The sequence below is a fragment of the Polaromonas sp. P2_G11 genome (assembly GCF_056403595.1).
In genome coordinates, this window is sequence record NZ_JBFUFE010000003.1 from 441,543 (window position 1) to 466,335 (window position 24,793).

The following is a 24,793-nucleotide window of genomic DNA, read 5'->3' on the forward strand; positions in this document are numbered from 1 at the left end:
GCGGCCTAGAGATAGATCTTCAGCTCGGTGATCGTCAGGCTCAGGCCCGTGATCTGCATCGTCGCCTGCAACGCGGTGAGTTGCACCAGGATGCCGGCCCCGGTCATTTCAATCGAGGTTGATGCGCCTTTCATCGAGATCGCCGTGGTGTCGCCCGACAGCGAGATGTCAGTACTCGACCCCAGAACTGAAACACTGTTGCTCTGGCCCGTGAGGCTGACCCGGCTGGACAGGCCGGTCAGGCTGACCTCGTTGTGAGCGCCAACCAGGTTCATCGCCGTACTGGCACCGGTCAGAGAGGTGCTGTTGCTGACGCCAACCAGATTGGTGCCCGTATCGACCAGCGTCATCGAGACATGATCCGAAGCAAGCGTCACCGCAACGTTGTTGCTTGAACCGGTTGCGCTGGTCTGCATGCTCATGCCAACAACCGAGTCACTGTCGCTGAGGCCGACCATGCTGCTGCTGCTGCTCATTCCCTCCATCGAGCCCGACAGCCGCACTCCGGTCGCGCTTGCGCTGACAGCCATACCGACCGCCGAGGTCGAGATGTGCTGACCGGTTACGTCGAGGTTGACGCTGCTGACCGTGAACGACTCGCTGGTTTGGCTCGCGGTCGTGGTTGTATTGAACACGATGTTTTGCGAAGTCGTGTTGCTGAGCGTGCCTTCGGTCTTGCTGGTGTTGGTGGCGTCACCGGTCACCAGCGAGTGGTTGGTGGTCGTACCAAACTCGGTGCTGCTCCAGCTTTCCGCACCCTTGTGCGTGCTGTGGGTCGAACCGAAGGAATCCGACTGGCTCAACAGGCCGTTCGCGCCGTCTTCGGAGGTCGAATAGCCATAGCTGGCCCCCTGCGAATACGACGATTCGCGGAACTTTCCGCTGTCGTATTGCTGGCTGACGATGGCAACCGCGTTGTCCAGGTCAGCATCGGAGTGCAAGCCGAAACGGATGCTCTTGCCGTCGCCATAGGCCGTCGAATAGCTGCTGCCAACGTTGGTATTGGCCGTCCAGCCTGATGGCATGATGACCTTGGTGCCATTAGCCTGGATGATGCTCTGGATTTCAGGCAGCTCGGACTGATCCTGCGCCCGCGTGATGATGACGGTCGTACCGATCTCCGGCACGGTCTGCATGTGTGGCGCCAGCTTGACCCAGACCGGCTCCGCCGGGTCGGCGCCGTCCGGTGAAAAGATGTCCTGGCCTGTCGAGAACCGCACATAGACTCCCTGCGCCTCAAGCACCGGAGAAATTCCCTCGCTGTCGACAATGCGGCTGGTCTCCGGGTCAAAGTTATCCTTCTGCATATAGCGCCAACCCACCGGCGCAACACCCTGGTTTCCACCCGAGACGACACTGGCGAGCACACTGCCCTGCTGGGTCTCCTGGATGGAGAACGGCGTGACCAGCCCCTGGGCGTCTGTCGCCTGGAACTTGTTGCTGTAGCTGCCGTCGAGTGTTGCCTCATGCTGAACCTGTGTTGCGACAAAGCTCCTGCCCTCCAGCTGAGGTCTGACCTGCAATGGCCATTGTCCTGAGCGCACTTCCTGCGTCACCGAGAAGCGGTGCCCGCAATGCAGGTAGGGGCAATAACTCGAACCACTGAATTGCCGGCTACCCGTATCCAGGGTGTCCTGCGTTGCATGGGCATAGTGATCGACCTCAACGTCGCTGCAGCCGTATTGATAGATCTGGTATTGGTTGAATGGCAAGGTACCAGGCGCTGGCTTGGTCTGAGCATGAAAGCTCTGAAACCCAGCCACCGCATCCGACTCCCAAGCCGCCTCTTCGCGTGTGAATACCGAGTTCACCGCGCTGCTGGCCAGGCTCTGCTGAAAGCTATAGTCGCTGATCATGTCAGGCTGAGCCAGGCCGAGAGCGTCTTCCTGGGTGCCGCAGTAGCGTAGCGGCCTGCCATCGGGCAGGGCTTCCGGGTAAACAGGCCGGTTGGCGAAAACCGCTGTGTGACTGGTGCCGGTGGTCACGTAGAAATAGTAGATGTGCGCTTTCGACATGAGCCGCCGCACGAACTCATAGTCGGTTTCGCCGGCCTGCAGCCAGTCCTGCTGCCTCGCGACTGCCAGATTGCCTGAGCCAACCAGCGCCGCGACCGAAAAGTCAATGTTGTGCTTGCGCAGGACGCCCGCAATAGCATCACGCACATTCAGCTGGCGATGGATGCAGTAGTTGTTCGTGAGCGTAAGCTTCCAAAGTGCCGGCCGCATGGTCGCGCGATAGACGCCTGGCTGCTCCATTGAGAAGGATGCGACGATGCCATTGAACAGGGTCAACCGCACGCCTTCGTCCTGGCCGTGTACGGCCTGGTCAAACCACTCGTTGGCTTCCTCGCGCGTCGGCTGCTGCTGGCCATCCAACACAGGGTAGTGAACCCCCACAGTGACCGGTCGCCCGAGCAGGTCATCAAAGGCCAGCTCAAGGCCGCTCTCGGGGTCCGAGTTTCCGTGCAACTCCAGTTCGTACTCAAAATGATCAGAAATGCTTTCCTGCCCTTTAAAACTGACCAGCCGAAAGCTACCGTCACCCAGGATGACGCCCGTTTCCAGGAACAGCGCGACATGCAGGTAGACGACCGGCGCCGGCGACAGCAGAGCCAGCGGGGTCGTCATGCCAGTTACGCGGTCGTTCATGTCATGGCTCCCGACTCATAGGCGGGGACCAGAAAGCGCGCAACACAAACACCCGAAACGCCAGCGGTGCCATCCGTCGGCCGCGACTTCAGCCATGCGTTAAAGCCCAGACGCATACCGGAGAAACCGGAGGCCTGAGTCGATACCAGCCGCGCCAGCGGCACCTCTGCTGCAAGCACCGAAAGTTCGATCTCGGCATCGTGGCGACGGTCAAGCATCAACCGTAGCAAGCCTTGCAGTTCCTCATACGAGCTGTGCACGGCAGGTGCTTCACTGCCTATATCGACCTGGCGTTGCAGGCGTTGCCATTGACGCAGCGAACGCTTTGGTTCTGTGTCTTTTTTCAGCGGCGGCAGCAGTGCCTCCAGTTGGGAGTAAGCGACAGGGCCTGCGGTCAGCCGGATGCGCGACTGCTGATCCCAAGTGCTGCGACCAAGCAGCATGTCAACGCCAAGCCGGTGACCACTGCGGCCCAGGCGGTGCTGATCGTCCGGATCGATTGCACGCCATGCGCCCACCAGTGGCTGCAACCTGACTGGAAATCCAAGCTGCGCCGAGATCACCTGAACCAGCCCGGCTGCCGACCGCCGGCCGTTTGCCAGCAAATCCCCGATGCCGAGCCACTGGCGCTGGGGCATCGGGATTTGCCCGGCCTGCTCGGCGTTGTCCACCCCCATCAGCGCGCCAAGGTATTCGGCAAGCTGGCTGCGCTCAGGCCGCTCGTTGTTCAGCCCAGGCTCAAAGCCGGCGCGAGTTTCATAACGCAGCAGATTTAGCCGGTTATTGAAAATGTCGAGAAATGCGCGCGTCGCGGATTTTCCTGCACGATCCAGCTCGCGCATCCACTCGAGAAAAGGTTCGGGCAAGGGACCGAGTGCACTGCCAACACAGAAGTCCGGGGTGATGATTGCCAGCATTTGGGGCCGGTCATGCAGATCGCCTTCAGCTTCGATCAACGCCGGAACCGCAGACGACCCGGATGCAATGGCCTGCACGCGCACGGCGCTCGCCGCGCGCGCGGGAAAGCCCGCATCAAGATCAGCCTCGAAACGCACGGTCTGGCCCGACCCGCCGGCACGATCATCCGGCTGGCGCAGCCACAGACGGATCATCTGCAGGAAATTGAACTCCCCAAAACGCTGCTCGAGCCGGCGGCTCAAAGAACGATCTGGGCCCCAACCATTGGCGGCCATCTTTTGAGTACTCCTTTCTCGTCAGTGGTTTCCAGGCTTACGCAGACCATGTTGTTGACTGTCGAGTAGAGCGCAAGAAAATAGCGCAGCACCGACGCAAATAGCAGCATGCTGGTCGACTCGAACTGTTTTCGATTCAGCGTAAGGGTGATATAGAGGCATTGCACATAGCCCCGCACTCCATCGCGTATCGTGTAGCGCATGCCGGGCCGACATTGCAGCGCCTGAATTCCTTCAATGCTGCGGAAAGCCTGTGTCTGCAGAGGGTCGATGTGGTCGCGCAGCATGCTTTTGAATGCAGCGAGCGCCTGCGGCCCCTCTGCCATCGACAAGTGGCTCATGCCGAGCTGGGAAACCAGCGACCAGGGACGCCGCCCAATCAGCGCGGGGGTGATGTGACGCGAGGGCCGGCTTATCACTTCGAGTACCGTGATCGGCCCCGCCCCTTCGAGCTGCAGAGGTTGCTTGACCAGCAGTTGTTCTGCCAGCTTGCGATTGGTGCAAAGCGCCCGCCCGCCAACAACTTCTGCCGGCGGCAGTGCCATCTGCTGCCGGACATCAAGAAAAGATATGAACACCTCGGTACCGGCAATGCCGCCAAGCTGGTTTTCCTCGCGCCGCATGACATAAAAATAGTCATCGGTGCCGCGCGTCTTCGCGTTCCCAAGTTCGAAGTACGGCACCAGCTTGCGTTGGCTGCCGTCGGCGCTAATGGAAACCAGCTCCTCAATGCTGTAGATCTCGCAGTTTTGGCGGTTCTGCACGTCTGCGGTTAGCTGGTATTCGTACTGCGTGTGGTCAAGCGCCAGAGGCTCCATGCGCTGACGATAGAGGTTCACCATGGGCACGCAGTTGAGCTTGAGCGAACGTGACGAGAGCTGGCGATCCTTATGGGAAGCCACGTCAAACTGGAACAACAAGTCAAAACCATTCTCAAACGGAGCTAGGTCAAACTCGCCGGTTTCGAAAAACATGAATTTTTCCGGAAAGGAAAAATATTCCTGAAGAAGCCGGTGTCCGGGATGCATGTTGTTTCGGACCGGGAGAGCGGCCTCTTCGTCCTCAAACCCGAGCCAGTGGACGGCGCTCTGGTTTGCGCCTGGCAGTGGCTCACCACCAATCTGTGCGATGTCAACGGCGTGCAGATGCAGGCCCAGCATCTCCTGCAAATACCAGGCGTCTTTTTGGCTGGTGTCGATGTAAAAGCGCAACCGGGTTTTCTTGAGCGCCTTCACCGGGTCGATACCCAGGCTGCGCACCCGAACACGCAGCACCGACAGGCAACGTTCGTCGCTCAACCCGACCGGGAAATCTCCCGCCTGCAACATTTCAATCTCGACAATGCCCAGCGGCAACAAAGGCAAGTCGCAGGTTGTCGTAAAGCGGCAGACGCTTTTCCGGCCCCGGCCGTCCTCAGCCGTCACACTGGCCTGCCGCCCGCGCTCCAGAACCGCGCCGGCCGCGTCGTCCGGCTTGACGCGGACCTGGGCAATCAACATGGACGGCACAGGCGCCGCCAGGTGCGGGTAAAGGTAACCGAGGAGTACGTTCGGGATCAGCGCCTTGCTGACTTCGGACTCATATTGCACCCGACCGGTCAGGAAAGCAAAGGACTGCAGCAGCATTTCCACGTGAGGATCGTGCGAACCGGTGCGATCGAGTTTGAGTGCCTGCGCCTCTGTCGGATAGGCCTGCGCAAATGCAGCGGCGTCGTTGCGCAGCCCTGCCAGTTCGCGCTGGTAGTAGTCCTTGAGTTGAGTTCCGTAGACTTGCATGGTCTGGAAGCGCCTAGCGGCGCGGCAACCCGAAGCTGAAGGTCTCCGTCAGCGGCTGGTCGGCGAGCTTGCCGGTGACGACTACCTGGAAAGGCATGACGGAACTACGCGTTTCCTCAACAGTCACACGTACGCCCGTCAGCCGAGGTTCGTGGCGCACGATCATGTCGCGGATGCCCAGCGAATAACGCTGTACGTCATCTTTCTGGGCATAACCGGCGCCGGTCAGGGAAGGCAGGCCGACGCGCATGAGTTCCAGACCGGTCGAACCGGCCCAGACGTGCGAGCTAACCAGACGCTGAATCTGCAGCCGCACGGCATCGCGCAGATTGAAGCTCTGGCCGCTTTGCGCCGGCGCCGCACCTGCAAACTCCAGGCGCTCAAGCAAGAACTGCATGTTTATCCCCTTGGGCTGGCGCGCCGCAATAACGGTACGCCATCTCAAAAACAACGAAAATCCACGGCGCCCGCAGGGCCGCAACGAGGCTCAAGTGAACGCCGTCAAAGGCCTGTTCTGCGCCAGGCTCCAGCCGGCAGTGACGTTCCCCTTGACCTGCATGTCCGGTGTCTGCACGGCGTAGGTCCAGACGATCTCGGTGAAGTTAAGCTTGAACTGCTCGGTCGGCATGTCGTCAGGATGTGACTGGAATTGAATTTCGCTGATAAGCGCGTCGCGCAGCATGAAGGTAATGATGTTGCCGACCTTGTCGCCCGAGTTTCGCAGGATGTAGATGTACGAGGGCTTGGCCTTGTCGCCCAGCGACTTCGCGCGCAAACAGAAGTCGTAGAGCTTGACCGAAGTCTTGTCGACATATTTGACGCAGGTGAACTCCGTGATCACCGGCCTGCCAGAGGTGCGCGCCGAATTGCTGACGTCCGTCGTCACCTGCTGCTTCATACCCTGGTGCACTGACACCAGTTCGATGCATTGGCCGAGCTTAAGTTCCTCGTTGGCGGTCCAGTCGGCGCCGGTCGAAATCAGGCTGCCGCCCGTGGCCCAGTCATTGCTTGTTGTGGGGAACACGGAAGTGTCGCCGGGTTGTAGCAGTATCAGATCCATGGCTTGTCTTTCGTTGGTCTATATTGGGTGGGAAGAGAACGCGTCACTTCGGAAGATTCGCCACAAGGCGGATCGAGGTTGTCAACTCCTCAAGCTGGAAGTGCGGCCTGAGGAAGACGACCGCGTTGTAGGAACCCACGGCGCCTGGCACATCCTTCACGATCACGTTCGCCTGGCTCAGGGGAAAACTCGCCTTTGCGTCCTGAGAGGCGTTCTCATCGAGCAACACATAGTTCGATATCCAGGTGTTGAGGTAGGCCTCTACATTGCCCCGCGTCAGGAAGCTGCCTATCTTGGCGCGCATGATGACCTTGATGTAATGCGCGAAGCGCGAGGCCGCGAGCATGTAGGGCAGCAGCGCGGAAATCTGTGCGTTGGCATTGGCGCTGTCGGAAAAATACTTCTTCGGCTGGTTGCTGGTCTGCCCGCCAAAGAATGCAGCCTGCCCCTTGCCCTTGCAATGGCATAACGAGATGAAGCCCAGATCGTTGAGCTCCTTTTCGCGCCGGTCGGTGATGGACACTTCAGTTGGACAAAACAGCTCCTCGGCCCCGGAATCGGTGCGGTAGCTGTAGGTCGGCAGGTCCTCAACCAGTCCACCACCTTCAACTCCGCGTATCGCTGCCGTCCAGTTGTACCTGGAGAACGCGTTGGTCACGCGCTGCGCCAGCATGTAGGCCGCATTGCCCCACAAGAAACTGCCGCTATCGGGTGAACTGCTGGAAGGCCCGACAGTCTCCTCGAAGTCCATGCCGTCAACCGGCCAGCTGTTCTTGCCGTAAGGCAGGCGCAGCAGCACATGCGGCATCACCAGCGTCACATAGCGGGAATCCTCGCTTTCGCGAAATTCCTGCCAGCCGGCCAGCTCAATGCTTTCAAAGATTTTTTCCAGGTCACGGGGCTTGGCGAGGTCGCGAAAGCTGTCGAGTCCGAATAGCGACGCTGAGGCTGCGGTGATGTATGGCGCATGGGCGGAGGCCGCGACTTCCGCGATCTTGCGCAGGAATTCGATATCCTTGGCGCTGCGCCCCACCTCGTAGCCGCCAATCAGAAGACTGTAGGGCAGGCCACCGAAAGTGCCGTACTGGTCTTCATAGATCATCTTGAAGAGTTTGCTTTGGTCTTTGTCGACCGCCTTCTCCATGTCGTCCAGCAGCTCGTCCCTGGTGGCGTTGAAGACACTGAGCTTGAGCATCTTGCCGGTTTCGGTGTTTGACACGAAATAGTGCAGGCCGCGCCAGGTCGCTTCGACCTCCTGGAACTTCGGCGCATGCATGATCACGCTCAATTGCCTGCTCAACCAGCCGTCGATGTCGGAGATGTGCGAGTCAATCGCAGTTATCGCGGCCACCGGCGCATAGGTGGAACCTGGAGCATCGAGCCGCGCCAGCACATCCGTCGCAAAGAAACCGATCGGGCCAAGGAATTTCTGCCTGTCCTCGTCGGTTTTCAGGCCGGCCGCATCCATGAGAGCGAAGACCGCATCAATGTTCTGCCTGGCTTGTTTTTTTGTCGGAGGCACCGGCTTTGCCTTCGGGTCAGGCGTGTCGGTAGCGCCGCTGAGAACCAGCAGCATATTGTTGGCCACCCTGCGATTGACCGCGTCATGCTTCTGCTCGGCCACTGTGCGCACTTGTGCGGCGTCGGTCGGCATCGCGATCGAATCGCTGTCGTCGGTCTGCTGCATGCCGAGCACAGCCAGAGCAGCCCTTTTTGCGTCGGCATCGATCTGGCCGTCTTTGGGTGCGAGCGCTGCCAATAGCGCTGTGGCGTCCGCAGCGAGCTTGGTCTGCGTCGCGGTCGCAGTGGGGTCGGCGCCGAGATTGCTGGCAATCGCATTGCGTTCCAGCTGGATTTTGGAAGACAGGCCGGCATCCCACTGCGTAAGTTGCTGCAGCTGGGCTGACACTGTCTGCAGGTTCTCCGGCGTGTCCGGGGTCGAAAACACCCCCAGCAGCCTGCGCAGCGGCGCCAGGGTTGCATCGGCGTCAACCACCGGCTTGCCGTCCGCGCCCACGCCGTTGACGGTCTCATATCCCCAGTCGGTGGCAGCCTTGAGCTTGGGCGCCTGATCGGCCTTGCCCATCACCATGGCCAGGTCGTACAAAGAAGATGTGGCCTTTTTGAGTTCGCCAGGCGCCTTGTCCATGTCTGCTTTGACGACGCTGTTGCGGTAGTCAGGCCCGGCCAGCACCTGAAGTTGTGCGCGCCTGGCCTGGCCGTCCGGCGTTTTGGCGATCAACAGATTCAGCTGGTCATTGAGCCGGTCGCTCGACTCCGCCCGCGACTGCAGCATGCGGATGTTGCTTCGTACCCGATAGAGCTTGTTGAGGTCAGGAATGGCGCGCACGATGGCGATCGGGTCGAACGCATCCAGCGAACTGAAAGTAATGTCGCCGGACAGATTGGCCGATTCGACGGCTCCGATCTGCATTGCACCGGGTGGTGACGGGATTCGCGGAACGTGGCCCAGAGCCACACGCGGCAACTGCGTCTTCATGACGTCGTTGAAGAGGTCCCGGTCAATAGGCACCATCTGCCGTTGCTTGTACGGCGGAAATTCCACGTCGGGATCGCGATCGCCGGCCAGGTCAGCAAACACTCCAACAATGAAGGGGAGCTCCTGCTTTTCGATGGCGCCGCCAGTCTCCACCTCGTAGGTGATCTTCACCCGGGGTGGACGATTACGCTCCAGCCATTTTTGAACACTTTCAGCCATTTTTAGCCTCTCATAGTCAATACCGCACGCACTTGCAGAAACGCTCGCCAAGCCACGAGGGCCGCGGGCGGAATTTCTCCCGCACTGTTTTCGCAAGCGGCATGCCAACCTTAAAAATCTCCTAACGCATTGATTCGTATGAGTATTTTTTTCACCTCTGAAGGTGAGGAGGACTTATTTGCACTGCTCTTTTTTCAGTTGAGCGAAGGCATCGCATACCGGCAAAGCGTGCCGGTCGAAGGCCCTCGACATCTGTCTGTGCCGGTGAAACCGGCAGGACAAAAATATCCATGCTTTGGTGCAGATATGTCCCGCCACTTTGAAAACCGCGGAAACTTTCCGAAGAATGGAATGCCACTATTGCGAATAGTTAGTTTCCAAAGAAAATGACTGGTTTTGAGCTGACCGGGACAATAATGAAGTCATCCGTTGCGAAGAAACTGCAGAACAGGCGCTTCGAAGACATCACGGCATGCAGTAGTGCCTGGCACGCGCACGCTTAATGACACGCAGCGGCATCTCCACAAAACAAGCTTGCTTGATGAACAAACAACTGGTCGATTTCGCCGTCCTCTGTATCCGCAGAAAGCTCGAGAGTGCCCCGCACTCAGTCGATACGGCCAGGGGAATTCACTCTTTCTGGATCGAATGGGAAGAGCCCGTCCCTCCGGAAGCTACAACACTGGAGGCGCTGGAAAGACTCGAGAGCGACGGAGTGGTAGAACGTGTCGCGCTGGACACTCAGGAACTCTGGATGATGAAGAAGGAGTCTCAGTTGCCCTCATCGACGTGAGCCCGGAGCCAGGAATATGACCCGACCCATTTCACTCGCCGCCCTGACCGTGCTGGAATTGACGCCGCCTGAAATGGTGACCTGCGCCTTTGATGCCGGCTTCAGCCATGTCGGCATCCGCTTGCTGCCGGCAACGCCGACCGAGCCGCAGTACGACATCGTGGGAGACACGCAGATGCTGCGCGAAGTCGAGCATCGCCTGGCGGACACCGGCATCAAGGTGCTTGATGTCGAAATCTTTCGCATCAAGCCCGATACCCTGGTCGGCGACTACGAAGCCGCGATTGCCACCGCCGCCCGGCTCGGTGCGAGCGATTTGCTTGTGGCCGGAAACGATCCAGACGAAGCCCGGCTCACCGATACCTTCGCCGCATTCTGCGACCTCGCCGACAGCTACGGGCTGGCAGCCGCCCTGGAATTCATGCCCTGGACCGATGCGAAGGATTTGACCCAGGCCGCGCGCATCGTTGAGCGCACCGGCCGCAACAACGCGGGTGTGCTGATCGACCCTTTCCATCTGAGCCGCTCGCGCAGCCGCATCAAGGACATTGCCGAAATCCCGCCGTCGCGCATGCGCTTCATGCAGTTTTGCGATGTGCCCGCAGCCATCCCGCCGACGATGGACGCGATCCTCGCCGAGGCCCGCTCCGAGCGCCTGTTTCCTGGCGATGGCGAAGTGGACCTCCTCGGTCTTCTGCGTGCTGCGCCGCGCAACATCCCGCTCAGCCTCGAAGTGCCAACGCACACGCTGGCACTCACCGTCAGCGCCACCGATCGCGCACGCCGCGCCCTTGCCGCCACACGGCGCGTGCTAGCGCAACTCGAAGCACTGGAGTCGTAAACATGCCCAGATATCGCAAGGTTTCCAAGGGGATGCGCAGCTTCGATCGGCGGACTTTATTCATCGCAACCCGGCGCTGATTGCCATGAATAAAGTCCCCCTTGCAAGAGCCCAAGCCAAGCACCGGACGCCGTACCTATGCCAGCTACGCCTCCAGGCGTACGACGACCTTGCCGGAGTGCCGGCCCTGCAGCAGGTCTGACAGGGCGGCGGGCGCATTCAGCAGGCCATCTACAACGTGCTCCGATGCCTTGACCTGCCCACTGTTGACCCATTCGCCCATTTCACTGCGGAACACGTCAAAGCGCGCGCCATAGTGGTCAAGAATGATGAACCCCTGCACCCGCACCCGCTTTTGCAAAATGGCGGCCAGGAACTGCGGCAGTTGGTTGGGGCCGATTGAGCCTGCAGAGTCGTTGTAATGTGCGACAAAACCGCACACAGGCATACGGGCGCCAAGATTGAGGAGCGGAAGGACTGCCGACAATACGTCACCGCCGACGTTTTCAAAGTACACGTCAATGCCCGCCGGGCATGCGGCAGCAAGCTGTTCCCCAAACAATGGCCCGCGCCTGTCGACGCAGGCATCAAAGCCCAGATCGTCGACCGCCTGGCGGCACTTTTCGGCACCTCCGGCGATGCCTACCACGCGGGCGCCCTTGAGTTTCGCGATCTGGCCGACCATGGCGCCAACCGCACCGGTCGCCGCTGCAACCACAACAGTTTCACCAACCTTTGGCTGGCCGATGTCCAGCAGACCGACATGCGCTGTAAAACCCGGCATTCCGAGCGCGCCAAGCGCGAGGGATGGTCGGCCCATGTCATCCATCAACTGCAGGTCGCTCCCATCGCTCAGAGCGTAGTCCTGCCAGCCAGCGTTGGCGAGCACGAGATCACCAACGCGATATTTGGGATGCCTGGATTCGACGACACGGCTGACTGTGCCGCCCGGCATGGTGCCGCCTAGCGGAACAGGAGGCGCGTACCCCGGGCCGACTTTGTCCATCAGGTTGCGCATGTACGGGTCCAGCGAAAGGAACTGCGTTTGCAAGAGCACCTGGCTTTCGCCCACGTGCGGCACAGGCTCGGTCACAAGATTGAAGTCAGACGCAACGGGCAGGCCGCGCGGGTGCGCCGCCAAGGTAATGCGCCGATTGATGCTGGGGTCTGGTCTTGACTTTGTCATGACTGCCTCCGTGCATCGGTCGCTGCGGGGCCCGGGCCGTGCTGCCATGCCAGCAGGCCGCCCAGGGCTACAGCCACCATGGCAAATGCAGGGGCGCCGAGCGCTCCAGTCCAGTCAACGATGAGGCCGCCCGCGATGGCGCCCGTGGCGATGGCGATCTGGAACGCTGCCACCAGCAAGCCGCCCGCGGCCTCTGCCTGGTCGGGTGCGGCGCGCACGATCCAGGTCTGAAAGCCGACCGGAAACGCGCCGAATGCGAACCCCCACAGCGTCACCGCCACAGCGGTGACCACGGTGGAGCTGCCGCCAATGAGCAGCGCAGCCGCAAGCAAGGCGATCATCCCGCTGCCTGCGACGATCGCGTATCGCTCACTGCGCCCCGCCAGCCACCCCCCTGCAAAGTTCCCGAAGAAACCGCCGATGCCATAGCCCAGCAGCACAGCGGAAATCGCCGACACCGACAGCTTGGTCACGTCTTCAAGCACGGGCCGGATGTAGGTGAAGCCCGCGAAGTGGCCGGATATCACGAGCAACACGGCCAGCAGCGCAATTCGTACCGGTCCCCGCGTGAGCAGATCGCGCAGGCCTTTCAAGCTGGCTTTGTCACGCGGCGGCAGTGCCGGCAACGCGACCAGCTGCACAGCGAAAGCCAGCAAGCCGACAGCACCTGCCGCGACAAAAGCGCTACGCCATCCCCACACATTTCCCATCCATGCGCCAACGGGCGCAGCGCAGACGGTGGCAATGGACACGCCCGTCAACACGAGCGACATCGCGCGCGGGAAAAGCCGCTCCGGCACCAGGCGCATGGCCAGTGCCGCCGCCATGGACCAGAATCCACCGAGCGCAATACCGAGCACCACGCGCGCGACCAATAGCACCGCGAGCGAGGCAGCCGTCGCCGCCAACAGGTTGGATACAAACAGAAGGGCTGTGAGCGTCAGCAACACCCGCTTCCGATCGAAGCGCGCCGTCAGCAAGGGGATGGTTGGCGCGGCCACCGCACCGACAAGCGCGGTGGCCGTGACGGCCTGGCCCGCAGCGCCTGCCGTGACGTGCAGGTCAGCCGCCATGGCGGTCAGCAGGCTGGCCGGCAAGAATTCCGCAGTGACCAGGCCGAACACGCCAAGGGAAAGTGAAGCAACCGCCGCCCAGAGGGCGGCGGCTTCGCCAGGTGAATCGTTGCCAGGGGTCGCGCCAGCGGCCAGTGGATCGAGACAGGCAGAACAGGAAGTAGATGACATGAAATGTGAAGCCTTGTTGAGGACAGGGTTGCCAGCTTAGGCCTAGCATCGACACCTTTCCATGGCGAAAGAGCCGAAATGCTTGACGATTCCTCCAGAACTTTTACGCCCATCGTTCAGCCTCCTCACGAAAACGGGGGCCTGCCTGCCGCAGGCCCCGACCCCCTCACCAAAGTCCTGCTGGGCCTGCGCCTGGACGGCGTTGAGTACGGCCGCTGCCTGATGCACGCGCCGTGGGCGATTTCCTTTGCCGCGCAAGCTGCCGCACGTTTTCATTTCGTCGCCAGCGGAGATTGCTGGATGCATACGCAGCGGTCCGGGTGGATGGAACTGAAGGCCGGTGACGCAGTGCTGCTGCCCCGCAGCACCGCCCACACCGTGGCCAGCTCACCAGAAGTGCCGCCGGTGGATCTCGCGACTTTCGATCGCGAGCGGGTCGCAGACGACATCTATTTGTTGCGGGATGGAGCCCCCGCAGCGCAGACGCCATCCCACGTCATGTTCTGCGGCACCATGAAGTTCAACCTTGACCCTCTGCACCCATTGCTGGCCATGATGCCAGAGGTGATACGCGCCGGCGACCTGGCCCAACGCGACCCGGGTGTACCCATGCTGCTCGACGCGATGGAGCGTGAAGCCTCGCTCAACCGCATCGGCGCCTGCGGCATCCTGGCCCGCATGGCCGATGTGCTCGCCGCGAGCATCATCCGTGCCTGGGTGGAATGCGCTTGCAGCAACTCGACGGGCTGGATCGCAGCGCTGCGCTCGCCCGGCGTGGGCAAGGTGCTTGTCGCCATTCACGCGACGCCGGAGCAGGACTGGAGCGTGCCGGAGATGGCGAACATCATGGGTGCATCGCGATCACGTTTTGCCCAGGCATTCAAGGATTCGGTGGGCGAGAGCCCGGCCAGGTACGTGGCCCGCATTCGCATGTTCCAGGCCCGCAGCTGGATCATGCAGGACGGCATGCGTGTCACAGTGGCCGCTGACCGGCTGGGTTACGACTCGGAGGCCTCGTTCAGCCGGGCGTTCAAGCGAGTTATCGGCCACCCACCCAGCAAGGCCCGCAGTTCCATGTGACCAAGGCGTGTTGTGGTGCTGTGGCGCTGGAACTTCTCAGTTGGGCTTTGGTGCACATTTGCAATACGCCCGGCGCACAGAGCAATGAGCGCTGGCAAGGCCCAGTGAAGCAGGGCATGACCGTCGGCAATTCGTGAATCGCCCAGCTAATCCAGTGCGCGAGGCTGCACGCCGACTGCTGTGCAGTACCGGTGGTAGTCCGAGATCCGGTCGGCGGCGGTTATTTGCTGCAGTACGCTGTGGTGCGCTCCGAGGTATTCGACACTGCCCTTGACGACGACGTGCACCAGCAGATCCTCGTCCCCTACAGCTTCCCACCAGTCCACATTGCCGGCAGGCTCGTGAATGTAGTCCCCGACGCCCACCATGCGACCGTCGTTCAGGCGACGCTCGCCAACCAAGGTCAGGGCGTGAACCTCGCCAGTGTGCCGGTGTAAACCCAGCCGTGTGCCCGGCTTGAGTCGCATCAATTCGACCCAGCCTGAACCATCTGGCAGGAACTGGATCGGAAGTGACCATTTCCCTTCCCCTTCCGGGATCCAGGTGCTGAGTCCAGCCCGGCGCATAGCCGCGGCGACGATAGTGTTTGCTAGTTCCATGGCTCTGCCTCTTATTGGTCTGGATGTTGATGGCGGTATTCCTGGGTGCGGCCGCCATAGCCGTACGCGCTGCCGCGCACGTCTTGCACGTACACGTAGCTTTCTGGGTGCAGGTCTCCCAGGATGCGCCCGAACGCTTCGAATGATTCGGCGACAAACCGGGCCTTTTCGGCCTTGGTGTTGGTTTCGTCCACCACCTTGATGTCGAAGTAGAAGCTGGTCATCTTCAGTTCGGCCAGCGATTTCCCGGCGACAAACCAGTCGCGCGGATCGACATAGTCGATCACCACTGCGGTGAGATCACGTCGTTTTCCGAGCAAGCGGCTGGAAAGGTCCAGCAGCGTGTCGGTGACGAGTTGCGAGAGTTCTGGCGTACGGTTCGCCGAGATCTTGACATTGAGGATAGGCATGGTTGTTTCCTTTTTTGGGTTGGTGCCGCCACTTTAGGGCGAGCCACTACAGCCGGAAACCTCCATCCCGCATAATCGGTTTTGCTCGAAACGCAAAGGCAACCCCGATGAAACACTTCCTGCCGGACCCTGCGGACTTGCGGTGGCTGGTTCGCTCACTCGACCTCAATTCGTTCTCTGCGGCCGCCCGGGAGTTGGACGTGGCAGTCTCTGTCGTTACCCGAGGAGTCAACCGCCTTGAAACGGGGTACGGGGTCACTTTGTTGCGCCGGTCCACGCATGGGCTGTCAGCAACCGCCGAAGGCTTTGAGTTGGCGCAGGAAGCACGTGAACTGCTGGCGCGGATGGAGGACATCTCTGCCGCGGTGTCGAAACAGCGAAATCGCGTGGCCGGCGCGCTGCGACTGGCCTCAAGCCAGGAGATTTGCGAGGAACTGGTTGTGCCGCAGCTGGGCGCGCTGCGCGCGCGATACCCGGAGTTGCGCATCGAGGTGGTGGCCGATGACCGGGTTGCCGATCTCGTGACGGACGGGATCGATGTGGCCCTGCGCACCACAGTAGGCAATAGCGAGGCTGTGGTCGCCCGTGCCCTTGGCTCCTTTGAACGCCGCCTGTACGCCTCGCCTGAATATTTGCGCCAACATGGAGAACCCGCCGGCCCGGATGAGTTGGGCAGGCATCAGACGGTAACCCATACCGCGCAGGGGCCCGTTGTGACATGGGCGTTCCGCAAGGCCGGACGGAAGGTCGAAGCCACTGTCAGGTCACAGCTCGCCATGAATACCACGGCCCTGGTGCATCACGCCCTGGTGGCCGGGGCGGGCATCGGCATGCTGTCGGTTCCATTGGCGGCGGGGGACGTGGCCAAGGGCCTTTTGAAGGAGGTCTTGTCGCCTTACGCTTCCGGTATTACCCACACGATGTTCGCAGTGTCCTTGCCCAACCTGCGTAACGCGGCGCGCGTACGGGCTGTGATCGACTTCCTTCAGGCGGCCGCCCGCCGGCAGTGGGCCATGACTTGCACCTAGCGGAAACCGGCCTTGAACTCCAGCACCTGGAATGCTGCGCTTAAGGTTTGTTTTGATTCCTCATAACCTGCCCAAGAGGGGATGCAGACAAAAATTGGACTATCAGGAGGTAGTTCACGTATCCGTGCCAAGACAGGATTCGAGCGGTCGAGCTCTACATCAAGTCCGGAAAACCCGTGAGCCAATCATCCGTCAGCTGGGTTGCATGAATAAAGTCCTTCAGTTGGTGCTTTGAGCAAGCGCCGGCATGCGCATGCCCTCATCCACAATCGTTAGCGGCAGTTCACCGGCACAGTTGCCACGACCCGCCAGCGGGGTACACGCAGACAGCTGCCTGAACTCAGGCGCTGGCAGCGGCGTTTGCGCTTTTGCCTGCTGGTAGGGTGAGCCGCCGGTCGACCCTGCAGCCTGACCAGGCAGTAGTCCGGCCGTGATCAACAAGGTGCCGGGCGTGTAGTTGATCGTGTAGTTGCCATTGGCTGCCAGCAAACCCTGGTTGATCGCGTAATTGCCAGGCTGCTCGCCCGCCACGCGCTGCAACGCACCGCTCAGTACAGAGGCCGCGCTGTCGCCGGCCGCAAACGGCCCGGTGCGGTAAGTCAGCAAAGGGTCGGGCGTATAGACCTGTTTGGCCTGGTTATCGGCAATCACCGAAAGTGACGCTGGCGTAATGACACCGCTGTTGTTCGCGGCATAGCTGACGCTGTAGTTGTTGCCGCCATTACCGTCGTTCATGACCAGTCCGGCGGCAGTCAGCGTCTTGCCGCTGCCGGCATTTTTGTTGTCGAAGGTCTGCGTGGCTGCGCTGGCAACTGTGTCGTACAGCGCGCCGGTGACCACGGGCGCTGCTGCCGACGCGGTGGTGCCGTCGTAAACACGGTTGTCGGCCTGCGCGGTCACAGTCAGCGCGGCCGGGGTGATGCTGGCCGTGGCCGCCGCCTGACCGGTGATGGTGTAGTTACCCACGTCGGCGCCTGTGTAGCTGCTGCTGAGGGCGACGGCTTTCCCGCTGCCCACATGTTTGTCTGCGAAAGCGCCCGTGGCAGTTACCGCGAGATCGTCGTTGGTGATCAGGCCGGCGTAGCTTGCACCAGCCACGTTGACGGTAGCGGTCGCGTTGCCGTCGTAGACCTTGTCAGCAGCCGTGATGCCGCTGACCGTCAAGGCCTTGGGTGTGATGTTCGCCGTCGTCGTAGCCTGGCCGGTGATGGTGTAGTTGCCGACGTCGGCGCCCGTGTAGCTGCTGGCGAGCGTCACGGTTTTGCCATTGGCTACGTTTTTGTCGGCAAATCCGCCAGTGGCAGTGACCGCGAGATCGTCGTTGGCGATCAGGCCGGCGTAGCTTGCGCCGCTGGTGTTGACGGTAGCGGCGGTGCTGCCGTCATAAACTTTATCGCTGGCCGTAATGCCGCTGACCGTAAGTGCTTTCGGCGTGATGCTGGCCGTGGTCGCTGCTTGATCGGTGATGCTGTAGTTGCCAACATCGGCACCGCCATAACTGCTAACGAGCGTGACAGTTTTGCCGTTGGCTACATTCTTGTCGGCGAAAGTCCCGGTAGCACTAACGCTGAGTACATCGCCGCTCACTAGTCCTGCATAGTTGGCTCCGCTGCTATTGACGATAGCGGCAGTGTTGCCATCGTAGACCTTATCGCTGGCCGTGATGCCGCTGACGGTCAGTGCTTTGGGCGTGATGCTGGCCACCAGCCCGACCGGATTGCTGACGCTGTAGTTAGCGGCGTCGGCGCCAGACAGCAAGCCGCTCCCGCTCAGGTTTACCGCCTTGGCATTGCCAACATTTTTATCGGCGAAGCTGCCCGTCACTCCGCTCAGGCCGAGCGTCACAGCGTCGCCGCTTACCATTCCCGCCAGCGCCGCCGCACCAGTGTTCAGCGTGGCGGTGGTGTTGCCGTCGTACACCTTGTTGTCTGCAGTAAGGCCGCTGACCGTCAAGGTTTTAGGCGTGATGTTGGCGACCACCGCGGTCGGGCTGCTCACGCTGTAGTTGCCCGCATCAGTGCCAGACAACAAGCCCACCCCGCTTACTGTTACTGCTTTGGCATTGCCTACATTTTTATCGGCAAAGTTGCCGGTAGCGCTGCTCAAATTGACGGCAACGTTATCGCTGCCGAGCACGCCAGACAGCGTAGCCGCGCCGGTATTCAACGCGGCGATAGTGTTGCCGTCGTAGACCTTGTCGCTCGCCGTCACGCCGCTCACGGTGAGCGCGGCCGGCGTAATAGTCAGCAGGCCGCCCACAATATCCAGCCCCTGCTGGTCGGAAAACGCGGTGTAGGTGCCGACGTTGCGGCCACTGGCGGCAGTGCCGGTGCGCGTGCCCGAGGGCGCCACCACGCTGCCGGCCTGCGTCGCCGCGTTGTAAACCGTGTTCACATTGGCCACGTTTTGCGCCACCAAAAAGTTGCGCAGCAGCGGGCTGGTCATGCCTTCGTAGATGCGCCAAACGGTGGACGTGCCGCCTGTGGCACCCACGTCCCATCCGGCAAAGGTGGCCTGCTGGCGCATCTGCGCGGTCGTGCGGCCGGTGCCGGCAGCGCTGGTAGCCTGCCCCGTGGTGGCGGTGTCCCAGTAGCTGTTGGTGACCGTGCCGGAGGCCGAGCCGGCCAGCCCGCCCAGGGCGCTGGTGCCGCTGACGGCGCCGGTGGCGTAGGTCTTGTCCACCGTGCCGGCCACCACATCGCCGATCAAGCCGCCGACCTGGCTGCCACCGCTCACGCTGCCGCTCGCATAGGCATCGCTGAGCGCGCCGCTGTTGCTGCCGATCAGGCCGCCCACCGCGGTGCCGGTGCCGGTGACGGCCCCCGACGCGTAGGCGCCGCGAATCACGCTGGCAGCGTCGGTGACCCCGACCAGGCCGCCCACGCCGCCGGCACCGACCACCTCTCCCGTGGCATAGACGTTCGAGGTGGGAACACCCCCGGTGTTGACGCTATGCCCTATCAGGCCGCCCACCCGGCTGCCGGCACCCTCCACCCGGCCGGTGGCGTAGGCATTGCTGAGCGTCGCCTCAGCCGATCCGATCAGGCCGCCGACATCGCTGTTGCCCGTGTCGGTCGCCCGCACGGAGCCTTCGGCGTGCACGTTGCTGATGACGCCCATGGTTTGCCCGAGCAGTCCGCCGACGTTCGTGAGGCCTTGCACGTTGCCGGTCGCCACCGCGTTGGAAAGCTGTGCGTCGGCGTTGCCGATCAGGCCCCCGACCGACCTGCGGCCCGTGACGTTGCCGGTGGCCCGGACGTCGGAGACCGTGCCGCCGGCGTACCCCGCCAGGCCGCCGACGTTCGCGCCGGAGACGAGGCTGTCGCCCGCGACCGCACCGGTCGACCTCGACCGCGTCAGCGAGGTCCCCTCGAAGTTGCCGACCAGGCCGCCAACAAATGAATAGCCGCTCACGTCACCCGTCGCTTCCCCCTGGTCGATCGTCCCGCCGGCGACCCGCCCCACCAGGCCGCCGACGTTCGCGCCGGCATTGCCCACGGCGTTGCCTGTGTTGGTGACGGAGCCGGTGGCTGTGACGTTGCTGAGGTCGGCTCCCGTCGATCTGCCGATCAGCCCGCCGCTGTACTGCCGCTGGCTGGTGACGTTCGCGGTGGCGCGGGCGTTCTGGATGGCGCCGCCGCTGTGGTCGCCGATCAGTCCGCCGGTGTAATTGCCGGGTCCCTGCACGGTCACGGCGTCGGAGCGCGCGTCCGTCACCGCACCGGTGTTGCGTCCCACCAGGCCGCCCGTGTAGTCGCCGGTGGCGCTCACGTTGCCGGTCGCATAGACGTCAGCCAGCGCGCCAGTACTGTGCCCGACCAGCCCGCCGACGTACTGCGTGACGCCGGTGAGTCCCGTGGCCGTGACGGAGCCGGTGGCATACGAATTGGTGATGTCCCCCGAGTAGTTCTGGCCGACGAGGCCGCCAACCCCGGTATAGGTGGTGGTCGCGCCGCCGTCGGCCACCACCGCTCCGGTCGCGCTCGCCTGGGAGATGTTGCCGAAATTCCAGCCCACCAGGCCACCTACGTTGCGGGCCGCTCCGTTCACGCCCTGGCCGCCGAGCCTGCCGATGCCGTTGACGGTGCCGCTGGCGCTGACGTTGGTCAGGGTGGTGCCCGCGGTGAGCGCGTCGGCGTTGCCGTTCGCGCCCAGCAGCCCGCCCACGTGGGCGCGGCCCGTGACCGCGCCCGAAGCCCGCGCATTCTGCACGGTGGCGCCGCCGCTGAGGCGGCCCACCAGCCCGCCCACATAGTCGTAGTTGTTGCCCCCGTTGACCGCGCCGGAGGCCGACACGTCACGCAGCGTGGCCCCGTTGATGGCCTCGCCCACCAGGCCGCCAATCACCATGTCACCGCTGCTGGTCATGTTGATGGCCACCTGGGCGTGCGCATCCTGCAAGGTTCCGCCACTCATGAAGCCCACCAGTCCACCGACGCTGGAGCCAGGACCTGCCAGCGTGCCCGATGCACGCAGGTTGTGCAGCGTGGCATTGTTGGCGTCGCTGGCCAGTGCGCCTGCACCCGTAAAAGCATTGCCCGTCACGTTGACGAGGTCCAGGTTCCTGACCGTTCCGCCGATCACCGAGAACAAGCCCGTCATGCTCGTCGGCACCCAGAGCTTCAGGTTGCTGATGGCGTGGCCCAGACCGTCCATCACGCCGCCCAGCCCCGTCAGCGGCGAGGCACCCTTGTTGCCGTTCCAGCCCGCGGTCGCGCTGGCGTCGATGTCTGCGCCCAGCGCGTAGCGCAGGCCGCCGTCGAGGTTGATGGACTGCAGGCCCGTGGTGGAGCCTTCGGTGCCAAGGGTGTTGATGACGATGTAGCCCTCGCCGTTGATGGTGAGAAAACCCGTGCCCGCCCGGTCGAAGTTCACGCGGCCGGCGAATCCTGTGAGCGGGTCCACCGGCACCTTGACCTTGCCTCCGGCCACACCTGCATCGGCGCCGTTGGCGGTGCCTGTGTTCATGACCAGGGCCGAGCTGCCGGTCGCGTCCATCACGGCGCGGATGTTGATGTCGCGCGCAGCGGTTAGCGTCAGTGTGTTGGCGTTCCAGTTCACGTTGTCGTTGACGTGGATGTCGCCGTTGCCCGCCGCGTTGCTGCCGCTGCTTGACAGGATGGTGACGTCGCTGTTGGCCAGATTGGCGGACAGCGTGGCGCCGCTGATGTCGCCGCCGCTCGCGGCGATGGTGAAGTCCGCGGGGTCAATCAGCCAGGTGCCGGTCTTGCCCTGCGCGGCGCGCGTGCTGACGTGTGAGCCTTCAGCCACCTTGACATGCGCGCCCGAGGTGTCGATAAAGCCGCCGTTGCCGCCACTGGGTGCGGACGCATCCAGCGTGCCGCCCACCTGCACCGTGCCACCGTCAAAGCCGCCCAGCAGTTTGATGACGCCGCCGCGGCTTTCGAGTGTGCGCGCCTGAATGACGCCGGTGTTGTTGACCACGGTGCCGGCCAGCGCGTCGGCCGCTTTCGCGGTGAGCAAGGCCGTGCCGCCGTCTGCCTGTATCAGCCCGCCGTTGTGCGCGAGCGCATTGACCGCGCCTTCGTCCACCGCGAGTTTAAGCAGGCCGTCTCCTGCGAAGTCGAGCGTGACCTGCTTGCCGGCGGCCAGGGCCACCGTACCCAGGTTGGCCACCAGCGTGCCGGTGTTGCTGACCTGGCCGCCAATCAGCGCGATGCTGCCGCCGTCGGCGGCACGTATCGTGCCTTCGTTGCGCACGCTGGCGCCACTGCCACTGGCGCGCAACACATAACGCCCGGCCATGAAGTCGGTATCGCTCATGCCCAGCGTCGAGGCCACCAGCCCGCCCACGCTGACCTGCGCGCTCTGGCCGAACAACACGCCGTTGGGGTTGAGCAGGAAGACCTGGCCGTTGGCATTGAGCCGGCCCAGGATCTGGCTGGCCTCAGTGCCCAGCACGCGATTGAGTGCAACGGCATTCGATCCGGGCTGCACGAAATTGACGGTCTCGTTGCCGGCAACGCCGAAGCTCTGCCAGTTGATGGCAAGTTTGGGTGTGGTCTGGGTGATGGTGGTGGTGTTGCCGCTTTGCGTGATGCCACCCTGGCCCGCGCTGACCTGGCCACCCGTGGGAGCGGCCAGCGCCTGCGCCGCTGCCAAGCCGGCGGCAAGGGCCAACGCGCGGAGCTTGCGTTCACGCTTGCCCAGGCTGCGTTTGCCCTTGCCGCTGGCTGTTTCGGCCACGGCTTCAAAGCAGGCACCGGCTTCGTTCCAGATGACGCGGTAGGTGTGGTTCATGGCGATTTTTCCTTCGGTTGTGAATCAAATCGGGCTTCAGCCCTTTCAGGACGTGCGCAAGCAGCTATCAAATATGTAGCGCGAAACAGGCGGTGCGTTGGCCACTCAAAAACTCCTGGACACCTGCAGCCACAGCCGGCTGCTGCGATCCGGCTCGGCGGTGGCCGGGCCGCCGTGCAGCTTGCGTGCGTAAAAGAAGCGTGCGCTCCAGCCGTCGGCATGCGCCCAGTTCAGGCCCAGGCCGGCACCCGACAGGCTTCGCCGGTTTGACGCGCCAACGCCGGACAACGGCTGCTCATTGCCGTAGCCAACGGCCGCGTCGTAAAAGCCGACCAGCTGCCAGCCGGCGCCCAGCGGGTATTGCAGTTCCAGCGTCAGCAGGCTGGCGCGGTCTGACGGCGCTTCGCCCTGCGGGTAGGCGCGCACGGCGCCAGCGCCGCCAAGCGGCAGCTTTTCGGACGAGTCCAGGTTCTTGCTGGGCCACTGGCCGGTATAGGAGACCAGCAAGTTGGCCTTGCCGACGCTTTGCTGGCGCATGGCCAGCAGGCCCAGCTTGCCGAAGCTGCCGGCGCTGCGCACGGTGGCCTCGTCGATGGCCAATGCGTCGGCACTGTTAATGGCCAGCTGGCCGCGCGTATAAGTGGCCGAAAACCCCCAGACGCCACCGCCAACCCAGCCGTCGCGTGCATCACCGGAAAGGCCAAGATTGAGCAGGTTCAGATGCTTGTCATCGGCAGAACCGACGAGGTCGATGCGGTCGCGCAGGCGCTTGTGCTCGGCACTGACTTGTGCGTTCAGGTTGTGCAGGCGTGAGCGCAGCACCGGGTGCGCGGCGAACAGGGTGGCTATGGAGGCGTCGCCGTGTGCGTCCAGGTTTGCAAACTCCCCGCCCAGGCGGTACCTCATCACCGAGACGGCAGCGCCCGCGCGCGTGCCGTTGCCGCCCACCGGTAACTGCCACCCCAGGCGCGCATAGTTCATATCGCTCCCGGCGGTCAATGCGCGCAGGGACACCAGGTCGCCCAGGCCGGCCGGGTTGTTGAAGTACAGGCTGGCGCCTGCCCGTTCGCGACCGGTGGCGCGGCTGCCGAAATTGTCGGCCTCCAGCAAGCCAGTGACAGCCGGCCCCCGCTCAACGTCCACCACCAGTTCGCTGGTGCCCACCGACGCGCCGGGCTGCAGGGTCGAGCGCACCGCGATGCCGGGCACGTCGGCTGCCAGCAGCAGCGAACGCTCCAGCGCTGCTTCGTTTACCAGCTCACCCGGCACCAGCGCGGCCAGTGGCAGCGGCGCGGGCAATTCGCCCTGCGGCTTCACGGTGATGGCGCTGTAACGGCCCTCCACAATGGCGATTTTCACAACACCATCCCGGATGTCCTGCCGGGGCAGGTAGGCGCGCGCCACCGTATAGCCGTGCTGGCGATAGAAGCGGCTCAGGCGCACCGCCAGTTCCTCGAGCCCGGCGAAGTCAAGCTCACGGCCGATGGCGTCCTGCACCACCGTGAGCAGGTCTGCTCCAGAAAAAGCGGTGGCACCCGAAATTTTTATCTGCGCCACCCGCACCTGGATTGCAGCATCCCCCGGTGATGCCTGTGGCATCGGGGATGCCGCGGCCGGTGCTGCAGGCAGCACAGCCGGTGCATCTTCGCGAGGCACGGGAGCCGCAGGCCTGAGTTGCTGCAACACATTGCCGGCATCGGGAGGGCTGACCGCCGCTGCAGGCTCCAGTCCGGCCAGGCACGCGGCTCCGCACAACAGCGCCGCGGCGCGGCGCACGGGCCAGGAAGAGGCGTAGACGCCCTGACGCAGCGGCAGCGAAGCGCCTGTCGTGGATCGGGTAGTGGTTTGCATGCCGCGTATGGTGTCGGGCCGGGAAGGCAATCGCCTCCCCTGATTCGGGGAGACGGTCCGAATTTTTTTGCGGTCAAATAGGCGCACCCGCTAAGATTCACGGCG

At 62.8% G+C, this 24,793-nt stretch carries 17 protein-coding genes; 5 read left to right on the forward strand and 12 right to left on the reverse strand.

The features are described from left to right. Positions 1–5 precede the first annotated feature (5 nt). From AC1DWQ_RS12825 to tssC, 6 genes are all read right to left on the reverse strand, one after another. Positions 6–2,648: a contractile injection system protein, VgrG/Pvc8 family gene (locus tag AC1DWQ_RS12825; protein ID WP_477669981.1), complete on the reverse strand. Its 2,643-nt coding sequence runs from the start codon at positions 2,646–2,648 to the stop codon at positions 6–8. After that, the gene (gene tssG / locus AC1DWQ_RS12830; protein ID WP_477669982.1) at positions 2,645–3,841 is read right to left on the reverse strand and encodes a type VI secretion system baseplate subunit TssG; all 1,197 of its coding nucleotides are present in this window, start codon (positions 3,839–3,841) and stop codon (positions 2,645–2,647) included. Before tssG ends, AC1DWQ_RS12825 begins: the two co-directional genes overlap by 4 nt. Beyond that, a complete protein-coding gene (gene tssF / locus AC1DWQ_RS12835; protein WP_477669983.1) occupies positions 3,805–5,616 on the reverse strand; it encodes a type VI secretion system baseplate subunit TssF in 1,812 nt (603 codons plus the stop codon). The genes tssG and tssF overlap by 37 nt, the downstream gene beginning before the upstream one ends. Before the next feature lie 13 nt (positions 5,617–5,629). Next, positions 5,630–6,013 carry a GPW/gp25 family protein gene (locus AC1DWQ_RS12840; RefSeq protein WP_477669984.1) on the reverse strand — a complete coding sequence of 128 codons (384 nt, stop codon included), beginning with the start codon at positions 6,011–6,013 and terminating at the stop codon, positions 5,630–5,632. A 90-nt stretch (positions 6,014–6,103) separates the two neighbouring features. Continuing rightward, positions 6,104–6,676, reverse strand: coding sequence for an Hcp family type VI secretion system effector (locus AC1DWQ_RS12845; protein WP_348049164.1), 573 nt, complete (start codon positions 6,674–6,676; stop codon positions 6,104–6,106). Positions 6,677–6,719: 43 nt separating this feature from the next. Further along, the gene (tssC, locus tag AC1DWQ_RS12850) at positions 6,720–9,395 is read right to left on the reverse strand and encodes a type VI secretion system contractile sheath large subunit (protein ID WP_477669985.1); all 2,676 of its coding nucleotides are present in this window, start codon (positions 9,393–9,395) and stop codon (positions 6,720–6,722) included. Positions 9,396–9,533: 138 nt separating this feature from the next. Between tssC and AC1DWQ_RS12855 the strand changes: the two genes are divergently transcribed. The 3 genes from AC1DWQ_RS12855 (at position 9,534) to AC1DWQ_RS12865 (ending at position 11,029) form a co-directional block, all read left to right on the forward strand. Further along, entirely contained in the window at positions 9,534–9,785 is a 252-nt protein-coding gene (locus tag AC1DWQ_RS12855) for a hypothetical protein (RefSeq protein ID WP_477669986.1), read from the forward strand. 151 nt (positions 9,786–9,936) lie between these two features. Next, positions 9,937–10,188, forward strand: a complete 252-nt coding sequence (locus AC1DWQ_RS12860) for a hypothetical protein (RefSeq protein ID WP_477669987.1) — start codon at positions 9,937–9,939, stop codon at positions 10,186–10,188. A 16-nt stretch (positions 10,189–10,204) separates the two neighbouring features. Then, positions 10,205–11,029 carry a sugar phosphate isomerase/epimerase family protein gene (locus AC1DWQ_RS12865; protein ID WP_477669988.1) on the forward strand — a complete coding sequence of 275 codons (825 nt, stop codon included), beginning with the start codon at positions 10,205–10,207 and terminating at the stop codon, positions 11,027–11,029. 145 nt (positions 11,030–11,174) lie between these two features. Here the strand turns inward: AC1DWQ_RS12865 and AC1DWQ_RS12870 are convergent, their stop codons facing one another. Next, positions 11,175–12,215, reverse strand: coding sequence for an NADP-dependent oxidoreductase (locus tag AC1DWQ_RS12870; protein WP_477669989.1), 1,041 nt, complete (start codon positions 12,213–12,215; stop codon positions 11,175–11,177). Next, complete coding sequence (locus tag AC1DWQ_RS12875; RefSeq protein WP_477669990.1) at positions 12,212–13,459, reverse strand: MFS transporter; 1,248 nt, start codon at positions 13,457–13,459, stop codon at positions 12,212–12,214. Before AC1DWQ_RS12875 ends, AC1DWQ_RS12870 begins: the two co-directional genes overlap by 4 nt. Before the next feature lie 78 nt (positions 13,460–13,537). Here AC1DWQ_RS12875 and AC1DWQ_RS12880 point away from each other — a divergent pair, with 78 nt between their 5' ends. Further along, positions 13,538–14,539, forward strand: a complete 1,002-nt coding sequence (locus AC1DWQ_RS12880; protein WP_477669991.1) for an AraC family transcriptional regulator — start codon at positions 13,538–13,540, stop codon at positions 14,537–14,539. Between the two features lie 146 nt (positions 14,540–14,685). Here AC1DWQ_RS12880 and AC1DWQ_RS12885 read toward each other — a convergent pair whose 3' ends face one another. Together AC1DWQ_RS12885 and AC1DWQ_RS12890 are read right to left on the reverse strand one after the other, a co-directional pair. After that, positions 14,686–15,138: a cupin domain-containing protein gene (locus AC1DWQ_RS12885; RefSeq protein WP_477669992.1), complete on the reverse strand. Its 453-nt coding sequence runs from the start codon at positions 15,136–15,138 to the stop codon at positions 14,686–14,688. A gap of 11 nt (positions 15,139–15,149) precedes the next feature. Then, positions 15,150–15,548, reverse strand: coding sequence for a tautomerase family protein (locus AC1DWQ_RS12890; protein WP_477667405.1), 399 nt, complete (start codon positions 15,546–15,548; stop codon positions 15,150–15,152). Between the two features lie 107 nt (positions 15,549–15,655). Between AC1DWQ_RS12890 and AC1DWQ_RS12895 the strand changes: the two genes are divergently transcribed. Continuing rightward, positions 15,656–16,576 (forward strand): LysR family transcriptional regulator, encoded by a 921-nt coding sequence (locus tag AC1DWQ_RS12895; protein ID WP_477669993.1) that lies wholly within the window; start codon positions 15,656–15,658, stop codon positions 16,574–16,576. 219 nt (positions 16,577–16,795) lie between these two features. Here the strand turns inward: AC1DWQ_RS12895 and AC1DWQ_RS12900 are convergent, their stop codons facing one another. Both AC1DWQ_RS12900 and AC1DWQ_RS12905 read right to left on the reverse strand, forming a co-directional pair. Next, on the reverse strand, positions 16,796–22,837 hold the full coding sequence (locus AC1DWQ_RS12900) for a YDG domain-containing protein (RefSeq protein ID WP_477669994.1): 6,042 nt from the start codon (positions 22,835–22,837) through the stop codon (positions 16,796–16,798). A 105-nt stretch (positions 22,838–22,942) separates the two neighbouring features. Continuing rightward, positions 22,943–24,688, reverse strand: a complete 1,746-nt coding sequence (locus tag AC1DWQ_RS12905) for a ShlB/FhaC/HecB family hemolysin secretion/activation protein (RefSeq protein ID WP_477669995.1) — start codon at positions 24,686–24,688, stop codon at positions 22,943–22,945. Positions 24,689–24,793: the final 105 nt, after the last annotated feature.